The sequence below is a fragment of the Pseudodesulfovibrio pelocollis genome (genome assembly GCF_030282845.1).
GTDB lineage: Bacteria > Desulfobacterota > Desulfovibrionia > Desulfovibrionales > Desulfovibrionaceae > Pseudodesulfovibrio > Pseudodesulfovibrio pelocollis.
On record NZ_JASTWE010000002.1, the window covers coordinates 20,079 to 44,341 of the forward strand.

The following is a 24,263-nucleotide window of genomic DNA, read 5'->3' on the forward strand; positions in this document are numbered from 1 at the left end:
TTCACGATTCCCGCAGGGGCTCGTGGTGCGCCTTTTCGCCTTTTACGGAGAGAAACATCATGAGACGGAATATTCTGATCACTTTGGCCCTGGTCATCATTGCCTTCGCAAACACCGGCTGCGTCACCTCTTCCATGTCCCGCTCTTTCGGATCGTCCGTTCCGGACCTTCTGGGTGCGGTTCTTGACGGGGATGATGTAGTCGAAGCGGTTTACGGCACGGTGAAGGATGGCGCCAAGCAAGCTTCCAAAGGGGGCTTCTTCGGGCCGACATTCGATGAATACGATGTGAGTAGGATTTCTCAGGTGTTGGAGACCGTTCCTTCGGCAAAGACCGTGGAATGGAAGAATCCCTACACACTGACCTACTACGAGGCCGTTCCCAAGCCGGCTTACCACATGAACGGCTCTGTCTGTCGCAATGCTGTCGTCCGCACGGGCTACGGCACCAGCAACCAGGTGGAAGTCGTTGGTCGGCGCATCCAAGGCAACTGGCAAATCGTAAGCATCAACTAATAAACCCTATGCAGGGAAATCAACCCTGTATGGGGGTGGTTTCCCTTCAAAACTTCAGAAGGAAGAAACCATGAAAAAGATCATTTTCATCATTGCATTGTTGGCCATTGTCACAGTCGGTTCCGGCTGCACCATGAACATGGCCCAGAAGGGTGCCGGTCTCGGTGCTCTTTCTGGCGCTCTGCTCGGAAGCCTTGTCTCTGGAGACAAGGAGATCGGAGCCGCCGTTGGCGCACTGGTCGGCGGTGCTGCCGGTTACATGATCGGCAACGAGTGGGACAAGTACGATGCGGCACAGGTCAGCTCCATCGCTGAAACCGTGCCTTCCGGTCGTACCGTCGGATGGCAGAACCCGGACACCGGGAGAAGCTACCAGGCGACCCCACAGCCTGCCTACACCCAGAATCAGCGTGTCTACCGTGAGGTCGTCATCAAGGAAGACGGTCCTGACGGACGGCCCATTTATGCGACGGTTTACCGTGGCGACGATGGCAACTGGCATCTGGTTCAGGGAGGCGACAACAATGGATAAAGAACAAACGGTTGACTTTGAATTGATTAATCCTCCGGCAGCTCAGGAAGTTCTGGAAACAACGGTAAAAATTCCTGTCCGCAAGACGGTGTTCACGATTATATTCATCCTGTCGCTTGTCGTCGGGCTCGGATATGTCGGGATGCAGTACGTGGACTCGGAGCTTTTTGCCCAGCCTTTCGGAACGAACGGAGAACAGCCGGCAGAAGAGATCGTCAAAACCGTCGAAACGGTACTCCCGGCACCCAAGGCGAAGGTCAAGGACAGCAAACCGGTCAAGGACAGTAAACCCAAACCTGAACGTCGCAAGACTCAGGTGGGGGTGGACCCGGCTACCGGCGTCGTCATCATGGGCATCGTCCAGCAGGGTGCAGACGGCAACTGGCGTCTCAACTAACCAACCTACTCAACTTGAGGGGAAACATCATATCCTCTCAAGGACGTGGTGTTTCCCCTCGTTTCATACGGAGAGAAACACCATGGTACAGAGAGTCATCATCAAGATGAGTGAACTCAGTGTGATCCGTTTGATCTTCAATCCCAAGAATGAAAAGCGCGCTGCCATGCGTGTCGAACGCAGGCGTGTTTCTCAGGGAAAGGAGGCAGCATGAGCTCACTGGCTTTCCAACTTGAAAAAGTCGAGGACTACAGGAAAGCGTTGGAGGTGAAAGGGAATATTGAAACCCTTGTCCAATCCTCTGACATTTCGGAACACTCCAAAAAACCGCTTCGCATCCTTCTCCGTGGATTCAGCGGCGCCAACCCCCTGTCTTCTTCCACCTTCGTTCTTCTGGGCGAATTGTGGGTGAGGACAGCACGGGCAAAGCTGCTTGAAAAGGCGCAGAAGGTGCAGAGGGAGAAAGAGGCTCGAGAGGCTCGGGCAAAGGCTCTGGCCATCTATCCGATGCTTGAGGGTTACACACTTGGGCAAAAGGATCTCGATAACCGTTTGAACGTGGTCAAGATCGCGTTCAAGAACTATCTCGACGGCAAGAAGCCCGTCGAGAATCCGCATTCCGTCAAGGAGTGTGTGGTTGAGCCTACCGAGTTTCTGATGGAGGTTAGCCGAATTATGGGTGGTTTCGATCATCTCAGAAAGCTCTACCTCCTCAAGAACAAGAAATCTGACGCAAAGGCTTCACTGGCCAAAGCGGCATAATATTCTGAACCTAACCCGAGAGGGCGTTTAACACCGTCCTCTGGGCGGTGTTGCGCTCTCTCTCACGGAGAGAGACAATGGAAATCTATCTTGATCAGGAAATTCTCGACATTTGTGCGGAAGCATCCACTGCTTACTCTGCTGAAGGCCGGGTTCGTCAGGTCATCACCAACGCCGACATTGACCTTTTCGAGGCCAAGAAGGTTGAGGTAAATCTGCTCGAAAGCGGCCAATACGCTGGCGGGAACCTTTCGTGGGTGACCAAGCTGCGTGTTGTCGCAAAGAGGACGCTCGGCTGCATTCATGTCTTCCTGGAAGATGTGAATCAGGGTTCTGTGCATGTCGATAACCGCTTCGAAACCGATGAATCGGATTTCGGGGAGGCCGCGTAATGGCGAGACTCCGTTCACAAGCCCAGAAGGGCTATTTCAAAACTCCTCCGCACCTGGTTCCTCTCATGACCAAGTATCTCAAGACCCTCAACGACGTTGAGAATATCAGAGTACTTGATCCTTGTGCAGGCACAGGCGAGGCCCTGGCGCTCCTCGGAGATGCTTTGGAACTCGAGAGGAAACAACTGTATGCAAATGAGTTGGACGAATCCCGGTTCAAGGAATGCGAATCATTGGGTGTCAATGCCGCTTGCGGCGACGCCATAGATGATCTTCAGGCCACGCACTGGCGATTCGGATTGCTCTACCTGAACCCTCCCTATGACGACGAAGGGAATATGGAAGGCCGGACGGAAGCAAAATTCCTGAAGAGTTGTCTCCAGTACCTTTGTCGAAACGGAATCCTCATCTATGTGGTGCCGGAAACCGTGTTGGCCAAACAGGAGGTAGCCAAATTGCTGCCCGTTGTGCTGAAGGACATGGCCGTGCTCCGTTTCCCCGGAGAAGACTACAAGCCGTTCAAGCAAGTGGTCCTCATTGGAAGAAAAATGCGCGGTGAGTCCCGTATGTTCGTGGATCAGTTCAACATGGCTGTCGCCTCCCCCATGACCCTTGGCGATGACGGTCCAACCTTCATCATCCCTGGGACCGGATTGAATGCGCCTGAGTTCTACTCCCACAATCTGACTCCAGAGCAGATCAGCAAGTATGCTTCGGCACCGCAGGCTGTGAAACTCATGGAAGTCGGAATGACAAGGCCAGTTGAAACAAAGGTGCAAACCCTCATGCCATTGCGAGCAGGCCATCAGGCTTTGATGCTGGCGAGCGGGATGATGGATGGAGCCTATTCGGCTCCGGAATCCGGCAACGTTTGGGTTATTTCCGGTAAAACGGAGATGGTCAAAACCGAAACCAAAGCCAATTACGAGGATAAATCCGTAACGACCGTGCGACACACCCCGACGCCTGTGGTCAAGGTTCTGGACCTGACGGAATCACAGGCAAAGGGCGAACTCGCGTTGTTCGATCTGAAATAGGAGAGGACAGAATGTACAAAGTCAAAGACGAAAAAGCCTGGGTTTCTCAGGCCGTCTTCGATCCCGAAGACGACACATGCATTAAGTGCTTGTGGGTGGGCTCCCTTGAATCCTGTAAGGCTGTTGCAGCCAGGATTCTCGATCGGGGCGGAGCATATTACTCTGCCCCCAGAATCGAGTTTGGCGAAGGCGAGACATACCATAATCTCGCTTTCCCCATGCAGGGTAGATCCCGCATCAGGACTCGACTCAACTCCAACTTCTTCATGGAGGGAATTCTCTGCCACGACAAGTTGGAAGAAGTTGTGTCCGGTTCCGGTGCATTCTTGTACGATCAGGTGTTTTCCGTTCTCAAGGGAAAGTTCGAAATCCCCGTTCTTCGTGAATGGGTGCCCGATCTTTTCGAGGCGGCCCTTAGTTCAGGAATGATCGCCCGTCTTGAGGTAGTCGGTGAAAATTTCGCCGTCAATCGCCAAGCTGCCTATCACATCAGCATGCATAGCAACGCACTTGAGGAAATGCTTCTTGAGCAGCTCCCCAAGTTCTCACGGCAGGCGCAGGACGTCATCATGGCGGCTGCCTCCTAACATAACCAAACCCTATGGGGCAGGATTTATTCGGCCCCACGGGGCCGTTGTCCTGTCCTTTTTTTGAAGGAGAGAAACAATGGATTCACATACGATGCGGATTGCCGCTTTCGGAATCACAGGAGCTCTTCTTGCTGGCGTGTCGGCATGGCTGCACGTCAAAACGAAGGGCGAAAGTGGTTCCGGTTGGGGGTTTTGGGCCATCATATTCCTGTTCGCCAGCTTTTTCCAAAGCTAGCGGGGGGGGGAAGATGTCCACGAACCCACCGGAAAAATCGCTTAAAGACTTTGTTCTCGGTGCGGCTGACCAGCTTGAACGCAAGGTCGTCGATCTTCTGGCGCCACTTTATCGGCCTGGAGAAGAGAACGATTTCATCAAGGAAGTGCGAGAGCTTTGCAAAGGCCACGGCAAGACTCCTTTTGCGGCACAGATGGATTCCCTTTGTGCCATCCTGAAAGGATTCAAGTCGGGGTTGCGATGCATCAGCCTCGTAGCGGAAATGGGCTGTGGCAAAACCCTTCTGGGATGTTTTACAGCACTGCTCCTGTCCGTGATTCTCAGGCGTCCTGCTCGGGCGCTCGTTTTGTGTCCCCCCACGCTGATCTCAACGTGGAAAAAGGAGCTCAAGTCGATATTCGGCAACAAGGTGAACATTGTGAGCGCCAATGGCCCTGAGGCTATGTATCTCCTGACCAAGGCGCGAGCGAAACGAACCTTGCCGGACAAACCTGAGTTTTGGATCATGGGATTCAATCGGGCGAAAACGAGCTTCACCTGGGAACACGCCGGGATTTTCCGCTCAAACACAATAAAGAAGGATTCTGTAGGCAGAGATCGTCGCACGGCTAATTCGTGTTGCGTTCACTGCTGTACCCCGATTGATTGGAATGAGTTCCGGGAGTCGAAACGTAACTTCTGTCTGAAGTGCAAGGCGCCGTTGTTTGGGCCTGCAAGTAGGCGCAGACGGTACGCTCCCGCTCTCTACATCAAGAAATATCTCAAAGGCTACTTTGACCTTCTGATTCCGGATGAAGTCCACAAAATGAAAGGTGGTGACACCATTCAGGGCGCGATTCTGGGCCAGTTGGCGAGTTCCTGCCGGTACATTCTGCCCCTGACGGGCACGCTGTCTGGAGGAAAGGCCTCTGAGGTATTCTACCTGATCCAACGCGCTGTCGCGCTGAACTTCACCAAGGAGATTCGCAAGAAGATTCTGCCGGGGTTCAATGAGAAGATGAGTTTCGTCAGTCAATTTGGCTGTCTGGAAGAAGTCTTCACCCATTACGACAGCGACAAGGTTTCAGGGCGAGCGTCCAAGGAAACCAAGACATTGAAGGAGAAGCCGGGCATCAGTCCGCTGATCCTGAAACAGTTTTTCCTCGCGTCGACGGTGTTTTTGCGTATCTCGGATATTGCAGAAGAAATGCCGCCGTATGAGGAAGAACTGGAGTTTTGTGAACTCCCGTCAGGTCTGCATTCGGAGTACAAAAGCTTTGAAGCGGAATTGACAGACGCGGCGAAGGAAGCCCTGAAAAATAAGGACATGACGGTGCTGGGCAAGATGCTTTCAACGCTTCTCGCTTGGCCCGACATCCCCAAAGAAATTGAGATAACCAATCGTGATGATGAAGTGGTGGCTTCTGCTCCCGAAATGGACGTTGTGACGGGCAAGGATGAACGTCTCATCGAGATCATAAGGGAAAATAAGGCAGAAGGCCGGAAAGTGCTCATATTTGCTGAGTACACCGGGAAATGGGCAACGGATACAATCCTTGCCTCGCGCTTGAGAGCGGCAGGATTCAACCCGCTGGTTCTCAAGGCCACCACAGTCAAAACGGATGAACGCCTCGATTGGATCGAGCGTAAGATGGAAGAAGGCGGGTATGATTGCATGATCTGCCAGCCTCAACTAGTCGAAGTAGGATTGAACCTCCTGATGTTTCCCGAGGTTCTGTTCTATCAGACCGGGTATTCCACCTACGTCCTACGCCAGGCCTCTCGTCGGTCTTGGCGTCCGTCACAGACCCAATATGTCCGTGTACGATTCATGATCAACCGCGACACGCTGCAAGAAGCGGCGATGGCATTGATTGCCAGCAAGTTTGAAGCGAGCCTTGTGCTTGAAGGAGAACTTTCGGACAAGGGCCTGGTGGCTCTCTCCGAAGCTGGTGACAACATGGCCGTGGAGCTTGCCCGCGCATTGGTCAATAATCTGAAAATGGACTCTTTGGAAAAGACGTTCGCGTCTTACCGCGCCGCGGATTCCAAAGTATACGGTCAGTGCAAGAAACCCCAGAAGGTCACGCCCGAAACTTCGGTCGAAAAGCCTCCCGCAATCCCTGCTCTCGAAACTCCCAAGGTCGAAACCAAACCGGTCAGCCAGGTTGCTCAAAGCTCCTTCCGCAAGGTCGGAGCACTGCAGCGGCTGGCTGGTATGGAAGAGGCCACAGGGACGCTCGGGCGCCGGAAGATTCGGATCAAGGTGGACGGTTCCGAAGTATTCATTGGTAGCGCGACCTATCGGCTCAAGGCAGCTCCCTCTCTTCCCGGCTTCGAAGCCTGGGACATTCTGGAGGCTGCATGATCTAACCAAACCCAAGCAACCCGTAGGGAAGGCATCACGATTCCCTGCGGGGGGCGTGGTGCCTTCTCTACGTTGCAACGGAGAGAAACAATGGCACAGAAACAAAAAATAAAGTTCAGTCGGTTCAGAGGCAAAAGAATTGGTCTTGTCCGTAAGCGTCATGGAGCCTGGGAAGAAATTCAAGGCGAGGCCGTTGGCTTTCACGTCAATGGCAAGACGACAATCATGCTGGTGTCGCAGGACGGTTTGTTCCGGCAGTGCAGCATGGGATGGGACCCGGGCCTCTGGATGATTGCCTGGGTAGGTGAAAAACCGGATCAGCCTAAGATGGATGACCTTTCGTCGGTCAAGCCGCGAAAGAGGGTCGATCCTGCCCTGTATGAAGACTTCAATTTTGAAGAGGTGAGTGATCACGACCTTCAAATCCAGGTCATGGCAGAAAACATTCAGAAGCGTGGCCCCGGTCGGCCGCCTAAAGCGGATAGCGGTTTTGAAGACCTCCGCTTCGGGTTGGACGATCGGCCCGACGATCTGTTTGACCTCACCTCCGAGATGTCTCTTGGCATCGGGCTCGAGGACGAGGATGTCTATGATCACCTGAGTTTCGGAGTCGCTGAAATATACTAAACTTCCATGGGGGGAGCTCCCTGTGGGAGTTCTCCCCTCTTTGAGAGAGGATTCATGTCCAAATTCATCAAGAAATGCTCCACCTGTGAAAATAACGGGTGTTGGGCTTGTGACACCAAGTTAACGGACGAAGAGGTGATTGCCTGTCTGTTCTATTCGCCCAACAAGCGAAGTGAACTGGAGGCCGTTGAACTCAATCTGAAATTCGGGCGTCTGGCGCGTCCTCGATATCGGCGCAAGCTGCTTGAGCGTGCGAAGGCGCTGCGGGTTGGCAAGATTGAAAGCATCGCTGATGCCATCGAAGTCCTTGAACTGAAAGTCGCATAGACAAAATCAACCGCTGTGCGGGAACTAAGCACCCGCATGGCGTGGTGCGTGGTTCCTGCTTCTTATCAGGAGAGAAACATGTACCAAGAAAATACTGCTGGTCCCATGGACCACACTTTTGATTTAGGGGTATTCTACGGACCCAAGGCTTCCAAAGCTGCCACTCGTTTGGCCGGCTACAGAGAGCCTTCGATTCATACCCCGAAAGCTAATCCCAACTACCTGTTCCAGCCGGATGTTCTCCAACTGCTGATCTTCTGGTGGACTCGTCCCCAGAAGGACAACAAGGGCCTTTGGCTCTGGGGTCCGACCGGTACCGGAAAATCGTCGGCCTTCGAGCAGTTCTTTGCCAGGCTGAACGTCCCGGTCTTCCAGAAATCCGTCAACGGGTTTACCCGGTTCGAGGAATTCGAAGGTCACTTCGCCACGGACGAGAGCGGTAATCTGGTGTTCCAGTACGGCGTCTTGCCGCTGGCCATGATGCATGGCGGCATTCTGCTTATCGATGAAGCGGATCAGCTTGATCCCGAAGTCGCGAGCGGATTCCATGCCGTTCTGGACGGCCGTCCGCATGTGCTTCTTGAAAATGGAGGCGAGGCCATAACGCCCCACCCCAACTTCAGGATAGTCTGCACTGGCAACACAAACGGAAGCGGAGATGAAACAGGATTCTATCAGGGGGTTCAAATCCAGAACGTTGCGTACATGGCTCGCTTCCTCGCAAAGAAGGTGGGCTACATGGACAAAGAGCTGGAAAAGAGGGTCTTGAAAAAGGTCGTCGGCTCCAGCCTGGATGACGATCTCCTGGATAGGATGATTGATTACGCGAATGACGTTCGCACCGCCTTCACCGGCGAATCGACTGACTCCAGTCAGCCCATGCGGCGTCAGGATCGCGTCCGTATAACGATGGAGATACGCTCTCTCATCGATTGGGCGCTTATGACCAAACAATGCGAGAAGGTGGCCAGTTTTGGCATCGCTCCCATCAAGTACGCGCTCGATGCATGTCTGCTCGACAAGGCTTCAACTGGCGACAGGGTGAAGCTGGAAGAATGGTTTCAGCGCAAATTCGACAAGGGGTTTGCCTCCTCCGAATCTGACGACAAGGAGGTGGATTGACCCGGAGGATCTGTTCAAGAGACCAGCAGACAGAAATCCTACGCCTGCGCCGACTTCATCGTCGGCAACCTCAGCGCCTGCGAGTCCTTTTTTCAACAAGCCTATCGATTGGGTTTACCTAATTGGTCCCGGCTCGGGAAAGAACGCGCATATTCCGAAAATCTGGAATGCCACGGCTTTCCATGATCGCCTCGAAATTCAGTACGGCTCTCAGGGAACAAACTTGGCCATCAAGGTCAAGTACAGGCACGAATGCCTGAATGATTCCCCGGAAGATGAGCTGGACAAGAGGAAAAAGGAAAAGCTGCGGAAAGGCTACCATTACAAAAAGTAACCCAATGGGGGAAACTCACCCCGTTGGGGGCCGGAGTTTCCCCTTTTATCATTTAAGGAGAGAAACAATGGCTGAAGCAAAAACAATCGCAATTCTGGAACAGATGATGTCGATCGAACCGCGTATCCGCATTTGGTCGGGACGCACTTCCATCGAAACCGAAGAATTGAACACTGCGGAGAATCCTCCGAAGGAGTTCAATTCGACCATTCCGATCTGCGACAACGACGACCTTCGGGAAGCTCGTAAGATCAGAACGGACGTGGAATTCGGTCTCGGCCAGCTCGGCATCAAGCCCAGCAGGAGCTCTTTCCTGATCAGTCAGGAGAAGTGGCCTGAGGCGCTGCAACTGTTGCAGGAAAACCAACAGAAGTTCGAGGAGTTTCTCACGGAGTTCCTCGCCAACCATGACGATAAAAATCTGGACTTTCCCTCCCGGTTCCCCGGCTGGGAACATCTGGTGGAAGACAAGCTGCTCTCTTCTACCCAGGTGCAGTACAAGTTCGGGTTTTCCTGGACGGCCTATGCCATGACCCCGGCGCCGGAATCCATCGTGAGGCCGGAAGACGCCGGGCTTGAGGCTCTGGTGGACAGCTTCGGTGATTCTCTTTTCCACGAGATCGCCGTTGATGCCCGGAAATCCTACAAGGCTTCCAAGGGATCATCCTACGAACTGTGGTTTCAGGATGCGAGCAAGACGGACTGCACGGCCAAGGCTCTGAGTCCGCTGCGCCGGATAAGCGAGAAGCTGGGCAACCTGCTTCTGCTGCATCCGTCGGCTGTTCATATCCGCGACCTGGTGGATGACGTCATCAGCAAACTCCCTTCCAAAGGCCCTTACGTCGGTTCCAGCTACATGATGATCAAGGGTGTCCTTGAGGTCGTGACCAGCGAAAAGGCAATGGAAGAATACGGGCGCTCTGTTCAGAGCAATCGACTCAATTCCGAAGACTTCCTCAACGAGAAGGCTGCAATGGTGTTCGGCGGCAACGCCCCCGAGGCCAGGGCCGCACTCGAAGAGGATTCGTCCGAAGACGTCGTGATCTCCTCACCGGAGGTCGAGGAAAATTCGGAACCTGTTTTCGAATTGCCTCAAGGCGTCGATCTTTGGAATTCTTCGGAAGAAGAGGAAGAAAAAACGGACCAGACGGATTTGCCCACCCCTGCTTTTTCGGAAGCATGCGTGGTCACGGACGCCAGCCCGTTCTTCTAAAACACCCTCGCCAGCGGGGTTATCCTTAAATGGAAACCCCTGCTGGCGGGGTTTTTCCGTATTCGGAGATTGTTATGATCATAGACAAGCATTTTCAAAATTCCCTCCAGTTTACGGCTGTCATGCAGTCAAAGCAATATGGGGTGGAAGTAGAATTTGGTGGGAACAGCGCCTACACCAATGGCAAGCGGATAGTCCTTCCGATCATCGATTTGGAGAAGTCTGCGTACTCACCAACAATCAAAAAGTTCATAGAAAGGGGCCATGACCCGCGTGAAGTGATTCGCAAACTTTACGTTGGACTTGGGGATCACGAAGCTGGAGGGCATGGCGCTCATACCGACTTCGAGGTTATGCAGGAAGTCAATGACGAGTTGACGCGCAAGCTGTTGAACGTCATTGAAGATCCGCGTGTCGACCGACTCAACGGACTACTTTATCCCGGCTCCAAGACCAACCTTCGTGAATACGATGAGTTGATGTACTCGGAAGGGCCGAAGTACCCTGCGGGACCGGTTGACCCGCTTGTTCTTCTCCATAACTACATGTTGAGCACGTTGATTTACAACATGCTCGGCCATGCGGTGATGAAACCTTTCATCGAGGTTGAAAAGCCTTTGATGGAGAAGACTTTCCCCCCTGAATTCGTAACCAAGCTCGACTCAATCCTTAACGAGGCGGTGCATGCTCGAGATTCGTGGCATGCGCTGGAGCTGGCGAAAAAGGTCGTCGCCCTCTTAAAGGAAGAAGCGCAAAAACAACAACAGCAGTCCCAAGCCTCTGATTCTTCGAAAGAAGATCAAGCGCAAGACTGCCAGAACGGTTCATCCGACGATTCAAGTCAGGATGACGATTCTGAGGGACAAACCGGCCAAGGCTCGGCCACATCGGATTCTTCGGAAGACGAGAAGGGCGGATCTGAAAGTCAGTCCCAGGCCGAATCGCAATCTCCGGACTCCTTTGAAGGAGAACCGGAAAAAGACGGCCAAGATGACTCCTCTTCCCAAGGTTCTCAGGACCAGGGCGAGGAGGGCAAAGACCAATCTGGCTCGAGTTCGTCCACATCTGATTCTTCGGAAGACGGGATGGACGATGCCGACGAAACCTCCGATTCTTCCCAAGAAGAAAACAGCTTGGGCCAAGATGGCTCCACCTCCAAAGATTCGCAGAGTCAGGACGGTGAGTCTCAGGACCAAGCAAAGGAGGGTGGTTCCTCGGATGAAGGGCAAGGAGATGATCAAGACTCTGGGGACTGTGACGGTTCGACCTCTTCGGAGAGCGAGTCGGGCGACTCAGAAAGGAATTCATCTTCTGGTTCCGCTTCGTCTCATTCCCAATCGAGTTACAAGGACGTCTTTGACGCAACCCTGGACCCGAAGAATTGGGAACAATTGCCGGAAGGCAAGGGCGAGGAGCTGAAGGCACTGCTCAACGAGATAGGGCTGGATTGCAAAGCCGACGATCAGGATGTGAAGCCTGCCATTCAGGTTCCATACCCTGATAACGACATAACGCCCCTGGATGAAAATGAAGTCGCCGCTGAAGCGGGATTTCTCATGGGGCATTTGGGCGCGGTTCTGCAAGACTACGAACGGATGCATACGCATTACAAACGGTCAGGGACACGGGTTGACACTCGTCGAATCTACCGTTTGAAGTTCAAAGATACTCTGATCTTCAAGGCAGAGAGTCAAAAGAAAATCGACAAAGCAGCCATCCACTTCATGCTGGATAACTCTGGTTCAATGGGGTGTTGGCGTCGACAGAGAATGCCTCTTGCCTTGCGTTCGACCTTGGCAATGACCATGGCGCTTCGCAGCAACCGTCGATTCAACACGGCAATAACGGCCTTCCCCGGCAATTCGTCATATGACTGCACGACCTTGCTTCGGCACGGAGAGCGGTACACGAACGAAATCGGGATTGCCCCCACGGGCTATACGCCTCTTGGCCAGGCCGTCTGGAACATCCTTCCGGACCTTTTGGCCTGCCGGGAAGATCGCAAGATACTCTTCGTCATCACCGATGGTGGCCCGACCCCGTTGGAAGCCGCAATCATGGCATTGGAAGATGCGCGCAGCTACGGTGTTGAGGCATTCTGCCTTGGCATTGAAGTTGATGCTAACGATGAAGAGAATTTGGCAAGCATGTTCGGAGACAATTTCAGGTGCATCACCTCCATTGAGGAAATGCCTGAAGCCGTATTCGGCATGCTTGAAGCCGCGTTAATCAGATAACCAACCAAACTGCCGGAAGGCGCACGGTCGCCTTCGGGTGGCCGTGCGCTCTCCGGTTGAAGGAGAGGGACAATGGTTGACACACAGAAAGAGGATAGAAGGGTGAGGGCTACCAAGAGTCCTGACATACGCTATCTGAACCCCAAAGACTTGCTGCCTGAGGCCTTGCTGCCGAAGCGGTGCGGTCTTTACATCGAACTTCACAAAGGGCCGATTATTGGCCCTTTCTGCTGCATGATTCAGGAGTCTCGATTCCTGCATTTCATGGTGGCAGACGGGACCAAATACGAATTCAAAGGCGACTCCCAAATCGAGTTTGACAGTGAGCGTTACGGCGACTTCACTGTCCATCACGGTTTGCCGGTCAGTCTGAGGGATCGTTACCTGGCTCTCGAAAAAACTCTCTTGCACATGAACATGTGCAGGTAGAGATGGAAGTTCAATTCAAAAAGGTTCCTTATCCTGGCCGCCCGAAAGGGCATTCCTCCTCCTGGCCTGGGAACGGAACCAACTATTTACTTAAATTCCAAAATCCTTGAGGGGATGAGCAATTGTTCCCTCAAGGAGCTTTTGCTTTCTCTTCAAATAATCCGTGGGCTTTTTTTTCAATGAGCCCTCTGAAAACAATGAGATTAAGGAGAGATTGCATGAGTATATGGGAAAATATACGCGGTTTTCAGGAATTCAGCATGTGCGATTGGCCGGGCAAGGTAGCCGCAGTCATCTTTCTTGGTGGCTGCAACTTCCGGTGCCCCACCTGCCACAACTGGACCCTGGCCACGAATTCGGGAACCCTTGATCGGATACCCCGCCATAGGATTATGGACTACCTGGAAGCCAGCAAGCAGTGGCTCGATGGTGTCGTGATTACCGGCGGCGAGCCGACGATCACCCCGGGCCTGAGCATCCTTCTGAAGGAGGTCAAGGCCCTGGGCCTTCCGGCCAATATTAATACAAACGGATCTCATCCGGAGGTCATAGGCGATTTGCTCAAAGACGAGCTGGTCGACATGGTGAGTGTGGACGTCAAGGGCCCCTGGGACAAGTATCCGGAGCTCACCAGGCGTTCAAAACTGGCCACCGCAAGGGCGGAAGCCGACCTGAGTCTCATCTTCGAGTTCGCCAAGCTGTATCCCGGCAAGTTCTACTTCCGGACCACCGCGGTTCCGATGCTGACTGACGAGGATCTGGCCATCTGCAGGTCTTACCTGCCGACGGGTCACGAGCTTCACATTCAGGAGTATCGCGAGCCTGATCACCTCAAGGATGAGGAGACTGTAAACAGTGAATTTGGGATGGTGTTGGTCATCGACAAGAAGACCAACAAGGACGTTCTTGAACTCCCTGCCTTCAAGGCCACTCTCGCGTTGAGGGACATGGGCGTTTCTGATCCCATATCCGCCATACTCAACTGGGGAACTCCCGAGTTCACCATCATCAACAATTTATAACACCCCAACGGGGAGAATCACCCGTCGGGGTGGTTCTCCCCGCTTTTCAAACACGAGGAGAATTTACAATGGAACCCAAATTCATAATCAAGCGGGACGGCTCTCTCGAAAAGAGCGATCCGGTTCGTATTCAAAATGCCATTATGAGGTGCTTCGAGTCCTGCGGCTCGAACACGGCCCTGGTCCCCACCTTGGGACGTCTTGCATGGACCAAGGTGTGTGCCCTCGGGCAGGAAAGGGTGGGCATTGAAGTGGTTCAGGACCTGGTTGAGGCGACGCTCATGGAGCAAAACATCTTCAAGGAAGCCGCGACCTACATCAAGTATCGCCAGAAGCGTGCCAGCGTGCGTGCCGACATGGCCATTTTCAGGGACACAGCCAAGCAGATCGACTCCTACCTGGACGAGACCAACTGGCGGGTCGCTGAAAATGCCAACATGGGCCACTCCTTTCAGGGGTTGATGCTCAATCTGTCGGGAACGCAACAGGCCCGGTACACCCTGGAAAAGCTCCCAGTCGAGATCAAAGAGGCCCACGGGGACGGATTCATGCACATCCATGACCTTTCCTTCGGCCTCGCCGGCTACTGCGCTGGCTGGTCTCTTCGGGATCTCCTTCTCGAAGGGTTCAACAACCCAGGCTACTGCAGCTCGGCCCCCGCGAAGCACTTTGACGCCGCCCTCGGGCAGATGGTCAACTTCCTGGGTACGCTGCAGAACGAATGGGCTGGCGCCCAAGCATTCAACAATGTGGACACCTACCTGGCCCCCTTGGTCCGCGCCGATATCCTCAAGCTCCAAAAGGAGCTTGGCGTCGAACCTCCCACAGAGTTCGTCTACAGGAGGGTGGTTAAGCAGGCCATGCAGAAATTCGTGTTCAACCTTAACACCACCTCGCGCTGGGGTGGACAGTCCCCGTTCACCAATCTGACCTTCGATCTCTCCTGTCCCAATCACATGGCCAACGAGCCTGCCATCATCGGCGGCAAGTACCATGAAGAGTGGAAACTGGGAGATTTCCAGAAGGAAGCCGACATGATCAACAAGGCATACGTGGAAGTGATGACCGAAGGCGATGCCGACGGCCGGATCTTCTCCTTCCCGATTCCGACGTACAACGTCACCGAGGACTTCCCTTGGGAATCGGAAGTTGGCGGGATGCTCCTGGATCTGACGGCCAAGTACGGCGTGCCGTACTTTCAGAACTTCATCAACTCCGACCTCAGGCCTGAGGACGTGCGCTCCATGTGCTGCCGACTCCAAATGGACATTCGGGAGCTGAAGAAAAAGACGGGCGGCCTGTTTGGCGCTGGTGACCTCACCGGCTCCATAGGCGTCGTCACCCTGAACATGGCCAAGTATGGCTATCTGGCCGAGAGCGAGGAGGAATTCTTCGAACTCGTCACCAAGCATGCCAAGCTGGCCAAGACGTCTTTGGAGATCAAGCGCAAGATGCTTAACGGCTTCCTGGGGGCGGGTTTCTACCCGTTCACCAAGCGCTACCTTAAGAACGGCTACAAGGGACACTTCAGCACGATTGGCCTGGTCGGCGGCCATGAGGCCTGCCTCAACCTCATCGGCAAGGGGATCGAAACCCGTGAGGGTTCCGAACTCATGCAGCGCGTGCTTAAGCACCTGCGGAAGCTGACTGAGGAGTTTCAGGCTGAAACCGGAAACATGTACAACCTGGAAGCCACTCCGGCGGAAGGGACCAGCTATCGCCTGGCCAGGATCGACAAGCGGCAATATGCCGACATCATCCAGTCCGGCAATGGTGAGACATACTACACCAACTCCACGGCTCTGCCCGTGGGGTACACCACGAACCCGATTGAGGCTCTGGAGCATCAAAACGATCTCCAGACCCTGTATACCGGCGGCACGGTGTTCCACACCTACGTGGGTGAGGCTGCGAGCGACAGGAATGCGCTCAAAAGCTTCATAGTCAAGGCCATGTCCTTGACGAAGCTGCCTTACATCAGCTTCACGCCGACCTTCTCAATCTGCCCGGATCATGGGTATCTGAAGGGAGAGGAGGAGGCCTGCCCGCATTGTGGTTCGGAAACCGAAATCTGGACCAGAATTGTCGGCTATTATAGACCCGTGTCCAGGTGGAACAAGGGTAAGCAGGCCGAGTTCTGCGACAGGATCGAGTTCGAGGTTGAAGTGGCCTAGCCCAAAGGAAAATCAATGATCACAGCGACATTGACCATCATAGGAAAAACTCTTGCTTCGTTGGTTTTTTTGATCATCGCGATCCTTGGGACCAACGAAATCACGATGAAGCCCAAGCACATATCCCCCATCTACAAAGTCAGCGATGTTCAGGTCTGCACAGACCAAGAGCTGCTGGTGGCCGGGGTGTGGTACAAAATGAGCGATGCCAGTGAGAAGCTGTCTCGGATCAGCGCAAGCGATTCGGAACGGCTTTTTACGGTTCGCCAGTTTGAGGGTGTCTTCGGAATAGAGAAGACTGAAATTGAGCAAGCCTTCTACCGCGAAGTAAGGCAGCAAGTCTGCCCAAGGTGAGGAGGACTCATGATTAAAAGAGAAACACTCGAAATCCTGTTTTGTTTTCTGATTCTTTTCGGGATCGGATGCACAAACACGATCGGCGGCGTTGCGCTGAGAGCCTCCCTTGCGGTTGTCCCGCACTGGCTGGGGTTGATTAGCGCAGATGCTCTCGAAGCTTTCGTGATGTTCAAATAAAGCCACAAAACCCGTCAGGGCAAATTAAGCCCTGACGGGTTCAGTTTGTCCTGGCTTTACAGGAGAAACAAACATGGCTATTGTCTTAATAGCCTGGCTAGTAGCCATCAGCGCAGGCTCATGCCTCTACGCATTGATAGGCCAAGGTTATGTTTGGATAAATTGGCTCACGGGTATAATCACTTTGATTGCAGCCTGTTTGATCAGCCATTTCGGAGGTAAAAATGGAAATTAACACCTATTCCTCTATTGCTCTTTTGGTTATGTCCATCATCGTCGGTGCTGTCGGCCTGTGGTATGTGACCAGAAAGCACAATGGTGACTCTAAGTCGTAGTCCAAACCCAACCCTAAAAAATGATTAAGAAACCCGTCAGGGCGCACGAAGCCCTGACGGGTTTCTTGCGCTCTCTGGCAACGGAGAGAAACAATGAATACCACAATATGCAGCGAAACTGGTTTTATAATCAATGTGGCCCCTGTTGTCTTTGTCCCGAAATTTGCTTGGGATGAAAACAATCTTGTTTGGGACGAATACGATCTTCACAGCAAAAATCCCATTTGGGGTGTTGAAGATGCGATGATTGACATGGATCTTATTCATGATTTGGCCGATCTCTGGCCTCTCATCGTGAAAGCATTCGAACGCGACAAGGAACAGAAGCTGTCTTCCATCAAGGCAGATGGCAAGCCCGTTGAAATCTGGTTCACTCTTTCTGAGTGGAAAAGGTTGGTATGGGATCATGACGAAGATGGTGCGTATGACACCCTTATTGAAGGAGGAAAATACCTTGAGGTAACTCTGGTGCGTTCTCCATTTGATCCCAAAAAGTTTTTGCTGACACGTATCAACAAGCTTTTAGTACATTAGAAATCCGTCATGTCGTGCAGACCCACTTCGTCCGAATGGAAAGAGGGGTGTATACACTACCCGAGGCGGCATAATAGCAGAACATAAGCATACTCCTGGGCCTGAGGGAAACCTCAGGCCCAGGAAACACCTTCTCCTCCTTTCGATGGGCGGCGGCAATCGTGCCGGCTCCCTAGAAAGGAGGAGAAGTTATGTTTTATGTTCTGCAACTGCTTTTCAGTGTCACAATTGCCTCTACCATTGGTATCGCTATCAATTACTTTTGGAGGCTCTCAATTGCCAACGTCATGGGGAAAACTCTCCCAGCATTTGATGCCCTGAACGGCGTCAAGGATGTGCTGTTTTGATGGCGTGAAAGGGTTGGTCTGCGGACCAACCCTTTTTTTTTGCTCTTTTCCAACAGTCTAGTTTCCAATGGGAAAAACGTTGAAAAAAAGGCCGTTTTTTTTTTTGAGCCACCCGCGAGCTGAGGAGGTTGAGGGAGAATGGTTTTGATGATTACACAATTTACTGATCTTGATACCGCCGATACGATTTGTGAGCTTTGGGGAATACCGCACATCCATCACGCACTGAAAATTTGTGATGGGAAAAGAGATCCGAAACCTCTTATGCGGGGTTCGTGGATAGAGGTGAATGAAAGGAAAACTGAATTCATCAACACCTGCGTCCTGCCTGGAGATCGAATCCAGCTTTTACCCTTTTTGATGAGTTGCGCCGAAATATACTTGGGTTCTTTGACCTCAGAGCGTCCTGTTGTCACTTCGGAGGTAGCCGTCATTGCGATGGCTTTGGCTATGCACGCTGACTATTATTGCCAAAGCCGCGGGCTCTGGAAGGAAGCACTTTTATCGATTGATTCGGTAGGCATCATTGGAGGGGTTTCATCACAAACTCTGTCGTCTTTTGTTGTTCGGAATAAGTTCTGGTTGGAAACACAGTTCCGTTGGGGGAAGTCTTTGCGTTCAACCTCCCTCAGTCTCTTACTTCGTCTCAGAAAGGATGCATTCATATGTTGAACAACATCATGGAAATAAAAAGCAAGCTCTCCCTGGAGAAGATAGCGCACAGATACAACCTTGATCTTAAACCTTCGTCAGGCTCAATGAAAGGGGCATGCCCCTTTCATCAGGAAACCAAGCCGTCATTCCACATATTTCCTGAAGGGCGGTACTATTGTTTCGGCTGTCAGGCCGCGGGAGACGTTTTCGATTTTGTGTCCTCAATGGAGGGATGGGATTTCGTTACGACCTTAAAATGGTTGGCTGAACAGGCAGGCGTCCAGCTCACGCAGGCTCCATCTGTCAGCCCTACAAACGCTCTTCAGCGGACGGTTGACCTGGCGCAGTCTTTCTATAGCCAATCTTTAGAATTGCATGCCCACGGCAAAGCCGGGGACTACGCCCGGAAACGAGGCTTGACGAGGGAGATTATTGAGCGCTTCGGAATCGGGTATGCCTCTGACGAATGGCAAAACCTTGCCGCGTTTCTTCGAGATGAGGGGTGCTCCGTTGATGACGCGCTTCAGGTCGGAGTTGTTGGCCAGGCCGAATCAGGCCGAATCTATGATCGGTTTAGGGATAGGCTCATCTTCCCGATCCACACCTTAACTGGAAAAATTGCAGGTTTTGGTGGCAGAGACATAACCGACACGCAGGACGCAAAATATCTCAACAGTCCAGACAGTCCCCTCTTCAAAAAAAGCCGGATGCTCTACGGTCTCTTCCAAGCGCGCAAGTCCGTCCAGAAAATGAAGGCCATCAATTTGATTGAAGGGTATTTGGATGTTTTGTCATTGGTCAGTCATGGCTATGAAAACTCAGTCGGCTACCTTGGAACAGCCTTCACCGAAGCTCATGCTGATCTGATTTCGCGACTGGCATCCTACGCTTACGTCATTCCTGATGCAGACAATGCAGGCCGTAAGGCCGCCATCCAAATTTGCACGTTGTTGCTTCAGCGGGGACTTGAATGCTGGGTGGTTGATTTGCCTGAAGGCGAGGACGTCGACAGCCTCTTGAATAAACGGGGAGGTGAGGCTGTTTTCGACAGGGCTTTGCGTGGGGCTACTCATGGGTTCTCCTACATTACCCCGTGGGTAGATGCGATGAACATCAAAGACAAGAGCAGATGGGTCTCGGACTTCCTGAATACGGCGGAGCAGCAATTCCATGGATGGTTGATCCCCAGACTTTCCATCATGCTCGAAATATCTGAATTCGAACTCAGACGTATGATTCGAGACGCCCCAGAAATGTATCTGGAGGAACAAAAGGTTCTTCAGTTTTTGTCCTCTTTCCCTGCTTACGTCGCATCGATGCAGGCTCGCGGTGTCGAAGAACTATTCCAAACTCCCTGTGCCAAGAAACAGTGGGACGCACTGCTGGCCGGAGAAAGTATTGATCAGGAAAAATTGGAGCTGGCAGGTGTCGATGTCGTTAATTATTGGCAAAACGAGATTCAAGTTATGCTTCCTGAAGAAATCGGTGTCTAGAAGGCGAAAGCAACATGTACAATTACGAAATCTTGGGCGCAGCCGGTCAGAGTTGTATACGTGATGCCAAGGAAAAATTGGATGTTTGCGCAAAGCTGGAAATAGACCTGCACAGCATCCGAGTTGGGAATCTCTGTAGTTTTATTGGTAAGATTCAAGGCTTTTCTGAATCCCAATGCAATCGGTTGCAGTGGGCAGGGTTCTTCCACGATCTCGGGAAGTATTTTCTTGCGCCGGATATCCTTTTCAAAAAGGAATACTTGTCGGCGCAAGAGAAGGCTACCATTCAAAATCATGCAGTGATCGGTGCCAAAAAATACATGCATTTTGCAACTTCCGTAGGGTGCTATTTTGATAGGGAAGTTTTTTGTTCAATATTACAACACCATGAGCGATTTGACGGGCATGGGTATCCTTCCGGTATGCCAGGCCGCGCTCTTGATTTGTCGTCACAAATTATCAGTCTTTGCGACTATGTGGAAGCGTTGAGCGCAGACCGCTGTTATCGGTCTGCGTTTCCAGCCGAAAAGGTTGCAGAAATGGTGGAGTGTGAGGCTGGCAGAGCATGGCCATTATCCGTGGCCGATCTTTTTCTGAAAAATCAGAAGGAGTGTTTCAACGTTCTTCAAGCTCCTTTGGATCACAGAAGAATTTCTTAGCTTGAGGCAAAGGAGATGGCGCCGGGCAACCAAGCGATGAGATCCAATTGATGAACCCAAGCAAATACGAATGGTGGTTCTTTGCTTGGGAGGAAAGGCCATATTTTTCACGGAAGCGGAAAAGGTTCATCAAGCTCCATCCTTCTTAAAGAGTTCTGCGTCATAGAAAACAGGCTCAAAGCCGCATTGTCCCAACACGGACGCAATCTTGACCATATCCACCAGATCCAATCCGGGCGAATTCAGAAGGCCATGTGAAAAGGCCCTGTAGAACTTCTGAAAGTTTCTGGCATTGAACCACGGCAATCTGCTGTCGGCCATCCTTTCCACGCGAAAGCCTTTGTCAGGGAAGACGATAACAGTTTGAACGGTGATCGACTTCTCGCAGGTGACAGTGAGGGTCTGCTGCAAAATGTTATTGGCCCGCAGGGATTGAGAAACGGGCGACCAGGTGGTCTTGGCTTCTCCGGTATACGGGTTAACCTTCTCCCAATTGTTCGGATTCTGAAGGGGCTCCCCAGGGGCCGGGACGTAGGTTCCGGCATATGCCTTGACCTCAACGTGCAACACGCCAAAGGGAGAGAGAACGAGTATGTCATACTCGCACTTCTGACCCCGGAAGCGCACACCGACGTTCCAGTAAACGATTCCCTTCCCAACGGCCTCGAGGAGAAAGAGCACGTCCCTCTCTCCTTCCCAGCCTACGAGTCGGGCAGGCGAGACCGTTATTGAGCCGTTGTGTATGGAAAGAAGCCGAGAAATGTATTCTTCCGATCTCACTATGGAAGAATCGGTGAAATTTGGCTTGCCCTCAAAAAGGCGAAGTATGATGTAGCCCAGAATGACTACAGCCATGATGGCAATGATATCCATTTTATACTCGCTTCAACCGTTCTCCTCTCTCCTGTTTGTGTGAGGTGTTCTCTCCACCGGTTCAAACAATTTTACATTGCAAGAGAGGGATGCGTCAACAGGGCTTAAAATTTGTTTTTGTAGATGAATGTGATTTCGCCGTCTAACTCCAGCTTCAGTTTGGCTTGGTAGGTTTTTTGGTCTTTCTTGGAAAACGTGTAGTATTTTTTGGTTCTCTTTGTTTCCAATAATTCCTGGAGTGCTTCTTTGGTGAAGCCTCCCTCCCCATCATATTTATTTATGAAAAAGTTGCAGCCGTTTTCCCTGAATGCAGAACAGCCAAAGTTGTTCTTTCTTTCCAATATCTGACCTTTCTTGCAGGCCGGGCATAACCCAAGGCCTCCTGAATCGAAAACAGGCTTGAGGCATTTGTTCTCGGCATCCCATTCCAGTGAAGCCGTGTAGTGTTTATTCTTCTTTTTGCTGAAGCAGCGAAGGGGAGAGGTCTTTCCTTCAGAGAGCAGTTTCTTGGCTTCCGAGGAAGTGAGTGTGGCGCCAAAGGCCTTTCTGGAGAGAAACAAGGGACACTTTGCCTTTGAAGAGCATTTATAGCCGGCTGGCGTCTCGACGACAGTTTCATCACAAATGGGGCATTTGCCCAGTTCGGGAGTTACCAGACGGATTAGCTTGAGTTGTTCCTTCTTCTCTCGACAGCTCTCAACAATAATGCTCAGGTATTCTTGTACGATTCCCATAGCATATCTGTATGCTTCCCTCTCGTCAGGGTATTTCTCAAAACCAGAAACGAGTTCGCTTGCCCAATAGCACATGGAATCCGGTGCGCAGAAGAGATTCATTTCAGGTATGTGTTTTGCCATCTCTTCTAAGAACTTGATGAGCGCAAGTCCTTTTTCGGTAATTAGGATTTCCCTGCCGTTTCTTTCCAGCAGGTTGCGAGAGCCCCAATACTCGATGAGAGAAGGAGCCTGCTTGCATATCGCGTTGTTCAACCCGAATTCGTTTTCATACTTTTTGATCTGTCCAAGCAATGATGCCTCTGTGTAAGGCTCAAATGTGTAAGAGGGAACCTCGAGGATATTTGTCTGGATGATCTCTAGTTCATCCCCTTCGACAAGGAAGGGAATGGCCTTTTCTTCTTCGGCATTCCAGTCCGCGGCTGTAGTCCAGGCTTTTGCTGCCGACTTTTGGTTTTGAGCCTTGAAAAGGTGTTTTCCAACCGAGATGAGGTTTTCATTACACAGAGTCACCTCGGGGGGAAGGAGAGAAGCTATGAACTGCTTGCAGATCAAGGCGTAAAGACTTTTTTCGGCCGTGTTGAGTTCATTGACGTTGATGGGCACTTCGGTCGGGGAAATCGCAACTTCATCGAATTCGTTTGCAGTAAACAAGTCATCGACGAAGTGGGGTTTCGCATTTAGCCGCTCCAGTATCTTTTCAACGAGCTCGATATGGTAAGGGTGAAGAACCGCGAGTATGTTCTGGAGGGACGTGTTTTTGTTTTTCGCGAATTGATGGCCAGCCGTTTTATAGAACGAGATAGCCCTGTGCTGTTCGTAGAGCGACTTGGCCACAGCCATTGTTTTTGAGGCCGCAAAGCCGAGGACAGAATTGGCGGTAGCAATCATGTCCACGGTGTTGAATGGCTTTGGCGGGAGCTTGGATTCTTTGAACCTTTTAACTTGTTGGACGACAGCTTGCCGGGATTCGATATCCTTGAAGATCTTTTTGGCTTTTATGTTGTCGCTGAAGGAAAGGGTTTGAAGACTTTGCGGGTCAACGCAATGCGCATCAAAGGTTGAGCCATTGAAGATGCATGCGATGGCAACTTGGTAGCTAGAACCTGCGGCGCATGCTTCCATTTTACGGTGGCGCTTTGCGAGTATTGCAAGAATGGGAGTATATCGGTTGATGACAACATCGCGTGTCTGCGCGACAATAGCCACGAGTCGCGACATATTCATGGTAACCAGCCAATCCGTTTCCGCTTTTATAAATGATCTGGCGGCGAGTTTGTCCAGGGGTTCAAGTGAGCCGGCGGAAGCTATTGCTCTTCTTATTTCGGAAGGGGCCATTGAATGTGGCCAAAATCGGCTACAGCGTGTTTTTGATCCCAAATGCATGCGGAGTAGCCGGAAAACCCTTTCCCCCTCTTCCTCGGGGTTTGTGGCGCAAATAACGTGGTCGACGTCTTCTCGCTGGAAAAGGGCACGGACTTTTTTGAAGTGCTCTTGAGTATCCTTGACCGGTTGAGCGAGTAGTCGGCCGGGAAGCATGGGAAGTTGGTCGAGAGTCCACATTCCGGACCATGCAGGGTCATGGTTCTCCGGGGATAGGTATCTGAGAATGTTGTCGACCAGCCAAATTATGATGGTTTCCGTGTTCTCGAAATGGGAGCCATTCCATTCGGCATCGATGGCCTGGGCGATGGCTTTTGCTACGTCAATATTTTCAGCTACGATCAGTGACTTCACGGTGATGTTTTTTCTGTAAGACATGTTCCCCTCTCATCTACATGTTTTGGTGAGAGGGGGACCAAAGAAAA

The 24,263-nt window shown here is 52.0% G+C and carries 27 protein-coding genes; 25 read left to right on the forward strand and 2 right to left on the reverse strand.

What is annotated here, in order from left to right:
* Window positions 1-59 precede the first annotated feature (59 nt).
* From QQS14_RS01140 to QQS14_RS01260, 25 genes are all read left to right on the forward strand, one after another.
* Window positions 60-515: a hypothetical protein gene (locus QQS14_RS01140; RefSeq protein WP_285905047.1), complete on the forward strand. Its 456-nt coding sequence runs from the start codon at window positions 60-62 to the stop codon at window positions 513-515.
* A gap of 70 nt (window positions 516-585) precedes the next feature.
* Window positions 586-1,047: a glycine zipper domain-containing protein gene (locus QQS14_RS01145; RefSeq protein WP_285905048.1), complete on the forward strand. Its 462-nt coding sequence runs from the start codon at window positions 586-588 to the stop codon at window positions 1,045-1,047.
* Window positions 1,040-1,444, forward strand: coding sequence for a hypothetical protein (locus tag QQS14_RS01150; protein WP_285905049.1), 405 nt, complete (start codon window positions 1,040-1,042; stop codon window positions 1,442-1,444). Before QQS14_RS01145 ends, QQS14_RS01150 begins: the two co-directional genes overlap by 8 nt.
* A gap of 82 nt (window positions 1,445-1,526) precedes the next feature.
* Window positions 1,527-1,658: a hypothetical protein gene (locus tag QQS14_RS01155; protein ID WP_285905050.1), complete on the forward strand. Its 132-nt coding sequence runs from the start codon at window positions 1,527-1,529 to the stop codon at window positions 1,656-1,658.
* The gene (locus QQS14_RS01160; RefSeq protein ID WP_285905051.1) at window positions 1,655-2,206 is read left to right on the forward strand and encodes a hypothetical protein; all 552 of its coding nucleotides are present in this window, start codon (window positions 1,655-1,657) and stop codon (window positions 2,204-2,206) included. The genes QQS14_RS01155 and QQS14_RS01160 overlap by 4 nt, the downstream gene beginning before the upstream one ends.
* A 77-nt stretch (window positions 2,207-2,283) precedes the next feature.
* The gene (locus QQS14_RS01165) at window positions 2,284-2,598 is read left to right on the forward strand and encodes a hypothetical protein (protein WP_285905052.1); all 315 of its coding nucleotides are present in this window, start codon (window positions 2,284-2,286) and stop codon (window positions 2,596-2,598) included.
* Entirely contained in the window at window positions 2,598-3,635 is a 1,038-nt protein-coding gene (locus QQS14_RS01170; RefSeq protein WP_285905053.1) for a DUF6094 domain-containing protein, read from the forward strand. Before QQS14_RS01165 ends, QQS14_RS01170 begins: the two co-directional genes overlap by 1 nt.
* 11 nt (window positions 3,636-3,646) lie before the next feature.
* Complete coding sequence (locus QQS14_RS01175) at window positions 3,647-4,222, forward strand: hypothetical protein (RefSeq protein WP_285905054.1); 576 nt, start codon at window positions 3,647-3,649, stop codon at window positions 4,220-4,222.
* Between the two features lie 79 nt (window positions 4,223-4,301).
* A complete protein-coding gene (locus tag QQS14_RS01180; RefSeq protein ID WP_285905055.1) occupies window positions 4,302-4,460 on the forward strand; it encodes a hypothetical protein in 159 nt (52 codons plus the stop codon).
* Between the two features lie 13 nt (window positions 4,461-4,473).
* The gene (locus tag QQS14_RS01185) at window positions 4,474-6,807 is read left to right on the forward strand and encodes a DEAD/DEAH box helicase (RefSeq protein ID WP_285905056.1); all 2,334 of its coding nucleotides are present in this window, start codon (window positions 4,474-4,476) and stop codon (window positions 6,805-6,807) included.
* Between the two features lie 90 nt (window positions 6,808-6,897).
* Window positions 6,898-7,434, forward strand: coding sequence for a hypothetical protein (locus tag QQS14_RS01190; protein WP_285905057.1), 537 nt, complete (start codon window positions 6,898-6,900; stop codon window positions 7,432-7,434).
* Between the two features lie 54 nt (window positions 7,435-7,488).
* Window positions 7,489-7,761 carry a hypothetical protein gene (locus QQS14_RS01195; RefSeq protein WP_285905058.1) on the forward strand — a complete coding sequence of 91 codons (273 nt, stop codon included), beginning with the start codon at window positions 7,489-7,491 and terminating at the stop codon, window positions 7,759-7,761.
* Window positions 7,762-7,839: 78 nt separating this feature from the next.
* The gene (locus QQS14_RS01200) at window positions 7,840-8,883 is read left to right on the forward strand and encodes an AAA family ATPase (protein WP_285905059.1); all 1,044 of its coding nucleotides are present in this window, start codon (window positions 7,840-7,842) and stop codon (window positions 8,881-8,883) included.
* A gap of 401 nt (window positions 8,884-9,284) precedes the next feature.
* Window positions 9,285-10,430 (forward strand): DUF3150 domain-containing protein, encoded by a 1,146-nt coding sequence (locus QQS14_RS01205; protein ID WP_285905060.1) that lies wholly within the window; start codon window positions 9,285-9,287, stop codon window positions 10,428-10,430.
* A 74-nt stretch (window positions 10,431-10,504) separates the two neighbouring features.
* Window positions 10,505-12,667, forward strand: coding sequence for a vWA domain-containing protein (locus QQS14_RS01210; RefSeq protein ID WP_285905061.1), 2,163 nt, complete (start codon window positions 10,505-10,507; stop codon window positions 12,665-12,667).
* 72 nt (window positions 12,668-12,739) lie between these two features.
* Window positions 12,740-13,096 carry a hypothetical protein gene (locus tag QQS14_RS01215; RefSeq protein ID WP_285905062.1) on the forward strand — a complete coding sequence of 119 codons (357 nt, stop codon included), beginning with the start codon at window positions 12,740-12,742 and terminating at the stop codon, window positions 13,094-13,096.
* Window positions 13,097-13,314: 218 nt separating this feature from the next.
* Window positions 13,315-14,118, forward strand: coding sequence for an anaerobic ribonucleoside-triphosphate reductase activating protein (locus tag QQS14_RS01220; RefSeq protein WP_285905063.1), 804 nt, complete (start codon window positions 13,315-13,317; stop codon window positions 14,116-14,118).
* A 68-nt stretch (window positions 14,119-14,186) separates the two neighbouring features.
* On the forward strand, window positions 14,187-16,292 hold the full coding sequence (locus QQS14_RS01225; RefSeq protein ID WP_285905064.1) for a ribonucleoside triphosphate reductase: 2,106 nt from the start codon (window positions 14,187-14,189) through the stop codon (window positions 16,290-16,292).
* Window positions 16,293-16,307: 15 nt separating this feature from the next.
* Window positions 16,308-16,646 (forward strand): hypothetical protein, encoded by a 339-nt coding sequence (locus tag QQS14_RS01230; RefSeq protein WP_285905065.1) that lies wholly within the window; start codon window positions 16,308-16,310, stop codon window positions 16,644-16,646.
* Between the two features lie 9 nt (window positions 16,647-16,655).
* Window positions 16,656-16,826 carry a hypothetical protein gene (locus QQS14_RS01235; protein WP_285905066.1) on the forward strand — a complete coding sequence of 57 codons (171 nt, stop codon included), beginning with the start codon at window positions 16,656-16,658 and terminating at the stop codon, window positions 16,824-16,826.
* 428 nt (window positions 16,827-17,254) lie between these two features.
* Entirely contained in the window at window positions 17,255-17,695 is a 441-nt protein-coding gene (locus QQS14_RS01240) for a hypothetical protein (RefSeq protein ID WP_285905067.1), read from the forward strand.
* A 191-nt stretch (window positions 17,696-17,886) separates the two neighbouring features.
* Window positions 17,887-18,042 (forward strand): hypothetical protein, encoded by a 156-nt coding sequence (locus tag QQS14_RS01245; RefSeq protein ID WP_285905068.1) that lies wholly within the window; start codon window positions 17,887-17,889, stop codon window positions 18,040-18,042.
* A gap of 138 nt (window positions 18,043-18,180) precedes the next feature.
* Window positions 18,181-18,714: a hypothetical protein gene (locus tag QQS14_RS01250; RefSeq protein ID WP_285905069.1), complete on the forward strand. Its 534-nt coding sequence runs from the start codon at window positions 18,181-18,183 to the stop codon at window positions 18,712-18,714.
* Window positions 18,708-20,189 (forward strand): DNA primase, encoded by a 1,482-nt coding sequence (gene dnaG, locus QQS14_RS01255; protein ID WP_285905070.1) that lies wholly within the window; start codon window positions 18,708-18,710, stop codon window positions 20,187-20,189. Before QQS14_RS01250 ends, dnaG begins: the two co-directional genes overlap by 7 nt.
* Before the next feature lie 14 nt (window positions 20,190-20,203).
* Entirely contained in the window at window positions 20,204-20,848 is a 645-nt protein-coding gene (locus tag QQS14_RS01260) for an HD-GYP domain-containing protein (protein ID WP_285905071.1), read from the forward strand.
* Between the two features lie 129 nt (window positions 20,849-20,977).
* On the opposite strand, the gene QQS14_RS01265 is transcribed toward QQS14_RS01260, so the two are convergent.
* Both QQS14_RS01265 and QQS14_RS01270 read right to left on the reverse strand, forming a co-directional pair.
* On the reverse strand, window positions 20,978-21,721 hold the full coding sequence (locus QQS14_RS01265; RefSeq protein ID WP_285905072.1) for a nuclease-related domain-containing protein: 744 nt from the start codon (window positions 21,719-21,721) through the stop codon (window positions 20,978-20,980).
* Between the two features lie 104 nt (window positions 21,722-21,825).
* On the reverse strand, window positions 21,826-24,216 hold the full coding sequence (locus QQS14_RS01270) for a type IA DNA topoisomerase (RefSeq protein WP_285905073.1): 2,391 nt from the start codon (window positions 24,214-24,216) through the stop codon (window positions 21,826-21,828).
* Between the last annotated feature and the right edge of the window lie 47 nt (window positions 24,217-24,263).

What these genes read in the sequence shown, in the direction of transcription:
- QQS14_RS01140 (WP_285905047.1), top strand. Translation starts at nt 60, where the DNA reads ATGAGACGGAATATTCTGATCACTTTGGCCCTGGTCATCATTGCCTTC.
- QQS14_RS01145 (WP_285905048.1), top strand. Translation starts at nt 586, where the DNA reads ATGAAAAAGATCATTTTCATCATTGCATTGTTGGCCATTGTCACAGTC.
- QQS14_RS01150 (WP_285905049.1), top strand. Translation starts at nt 1,040, where the DNA reads ATGGATAAAGAACAAACGGTTGACTTTGAATTGATTAATCCTCCGGCA.
- QQS14_RS01155 (WP_285905050.1), top strand. Translation starts at nt 1,527, where the DNA reads ATGGTACAGAGAGTCATCATCAAGATGAGTGAACTCAGTGTGATCCGT.
- QQS14_RS01160 (WP_285905051.1), top strand. Translation starts at nt 1,655, where the DNA reads ATGAGCTCACTGGCTTTCCAACTTGAAAAAGTCGAGGACTACAGGAAA.
- QQS14_RS01165 (WP_285905052.1), top strand. Translation starts at nt 2,284, where the DNA reads ATGGAAATCTATCTTGATCAGGAAATTCTCGACATTTGTGCGGAAGCA.
- QQS14_RS01170 (WP_285905053.1), top strand. Translation starts at nt 2,598, where the DNA reads ATGGCGAGACTCCGTTCACAAGCCCAGAAGGGCTATTTCAAAACTCCT.
- QQS14_RS01175 (WP_285905054.1), top strand. Translation starts at nt 3,647, where the DNA reads ATGTACAAAGTCAAAGACGAAAAAGCCTGGGTTTCTCAGGCCGTCTTC.
- QQS14_RS01180 (WP_285905055.1), top strand. Translation starts at nt 4,302, where the DNA reads ATGGATTCACATACGATGCGGATTGCCGCTTTCGGAATCACAGGAGCT.
- QQS14_RS01185 (WP_285905056.1), top strand. Translation starts at nt 4,474, where the DNA reads ATGTCCACGAACCCACCGGAAAAATCGCTTAAAGACTTTGTTCTCGGT.
- QQS14_RS01190 (WP_285905057.1), top strand. Translation starts at nt 6,898, where the DNA reads ATGGCACAGAAACAAAAAATAAAGTTCAGTCGGTTCAGAGGCAAAAGA.
- QQS14_RS01195 (WP_285905058.1), top strand. Translation starts at nt 7,489, where the DNA reads ATGTCCAAATTCATCAAGAAATGCTCCACCTGTGAAAATAACGGGTGT.
- QQS14_RS01200 (WP_285905059.1), top strand. Translation starts at nt 7,840, where the DNA reads ATGTACCAAGAAAATACTGCTGGTCCCATGGACCACACTTTTGATTTA.
- QQS14_RS01205 (WP_285905060.1), top strand. Translation starts at nt 9,285, where the DNA reads ATGGCTGAAGCAAAAACAATCGCAATTCTGGAACAGATGATGTCGATC.
- QQS14_RS01210 (WP_285905061.1), top strand. Translation starts at nt 10,505, where the DNA reads ATGATCATAGACAAGCATTTTCAAAATTCCCTCCAGTTTACGGCTGTC.
- QQS14_RS01215 (WP_285905062.1), top strand. Translation starts at nt 12,740, where the DNA reads ATGGTTGACACACAGAAAGAGGATAGAAGGGTGAGGGCTACCAAGAGT.
- QQS14_RS01220 (WP_285905063.1), top strand. Translation starts at nt 13,315, where the DNA reads ATGAGTATATGGGAAAATATACGCGGTTTTCAGGAATTCAGCATGTGC.
- QQS14_RS01225 (WP_285905064.1), top strand. Translation starts at nt 14,187, where the DNA reads ATGGAACCCAAATTCATAATCAAGCGGGACGGCTCTCTCGAAAAGAGC.
- QQS14_RS01230 (WP_285905065.1), top strand. Translation starts at nt 16,308, where the DNA reads ATGATCACAGCGACATTGACCATCATAGGAAAAACTCTTGCTTCGTTG.
- QQS14_RS01235 (WP_285905066.1), top strand. Translation starts at nt 16,656, where the DNA reads ATGATTAAAAGAGAAACACTCGAAATCCTGTTTTGTTTTCTGATTCTT.
- QQS14_RS01240 (WP_285905067.1), top strand. Translation starts at nt 17,255, where the DNA reads ATGAATACCACAATATGCAGCGAAACTGGTTTTATAATCAATGTGGCC.
- QQS14_RS01245 (WP_285905068.1), top strand. Translation starts at nt 17,887, where the DNA reads ATGTTTTATGTTCTGCAACTGCTTTTCAGTGTCACAATTGCCTCTACC.
- QQS14_RS01250 (WP_285905069.1), top strand. Translation starts at nt 18,181, where the DNA reads ATGGTTTTGATGATTACACAATTTACTGATCTTGATACCGCCGATACG.
- dnaG (WP_285905070.1), top strand. Translation starts at nt 18,708, where the DNA reads ATGTTGAACAACATCATGGAAATAAAAAGCAAGCTCTCCCTGGAGAAG.
- QQS14_RS01260 (WP_285905071.1), top strand. Translation starts at nt 20,204, where the DNA reads ATGTACAATTACGAAATCTTGGGCGCAGCCGGTCAGAGTTGTATACGT.
- QQS14_RS01265 (WP_285905072.1), bottom strand. Translation starts at nt 21,721, where the DNA reads ATGGATATCATTGCCATCATGGCTGTAGTCATTCTGGGCTACATCATA.
- QQS14_RS01270 (WP_285905073.1), bottom strand. Translation starts at nt 24,216, where the DNA reads ATGTCTTACAGAAAAAACATCACCGTGAAGTCACTGATCGTAGCTGAA.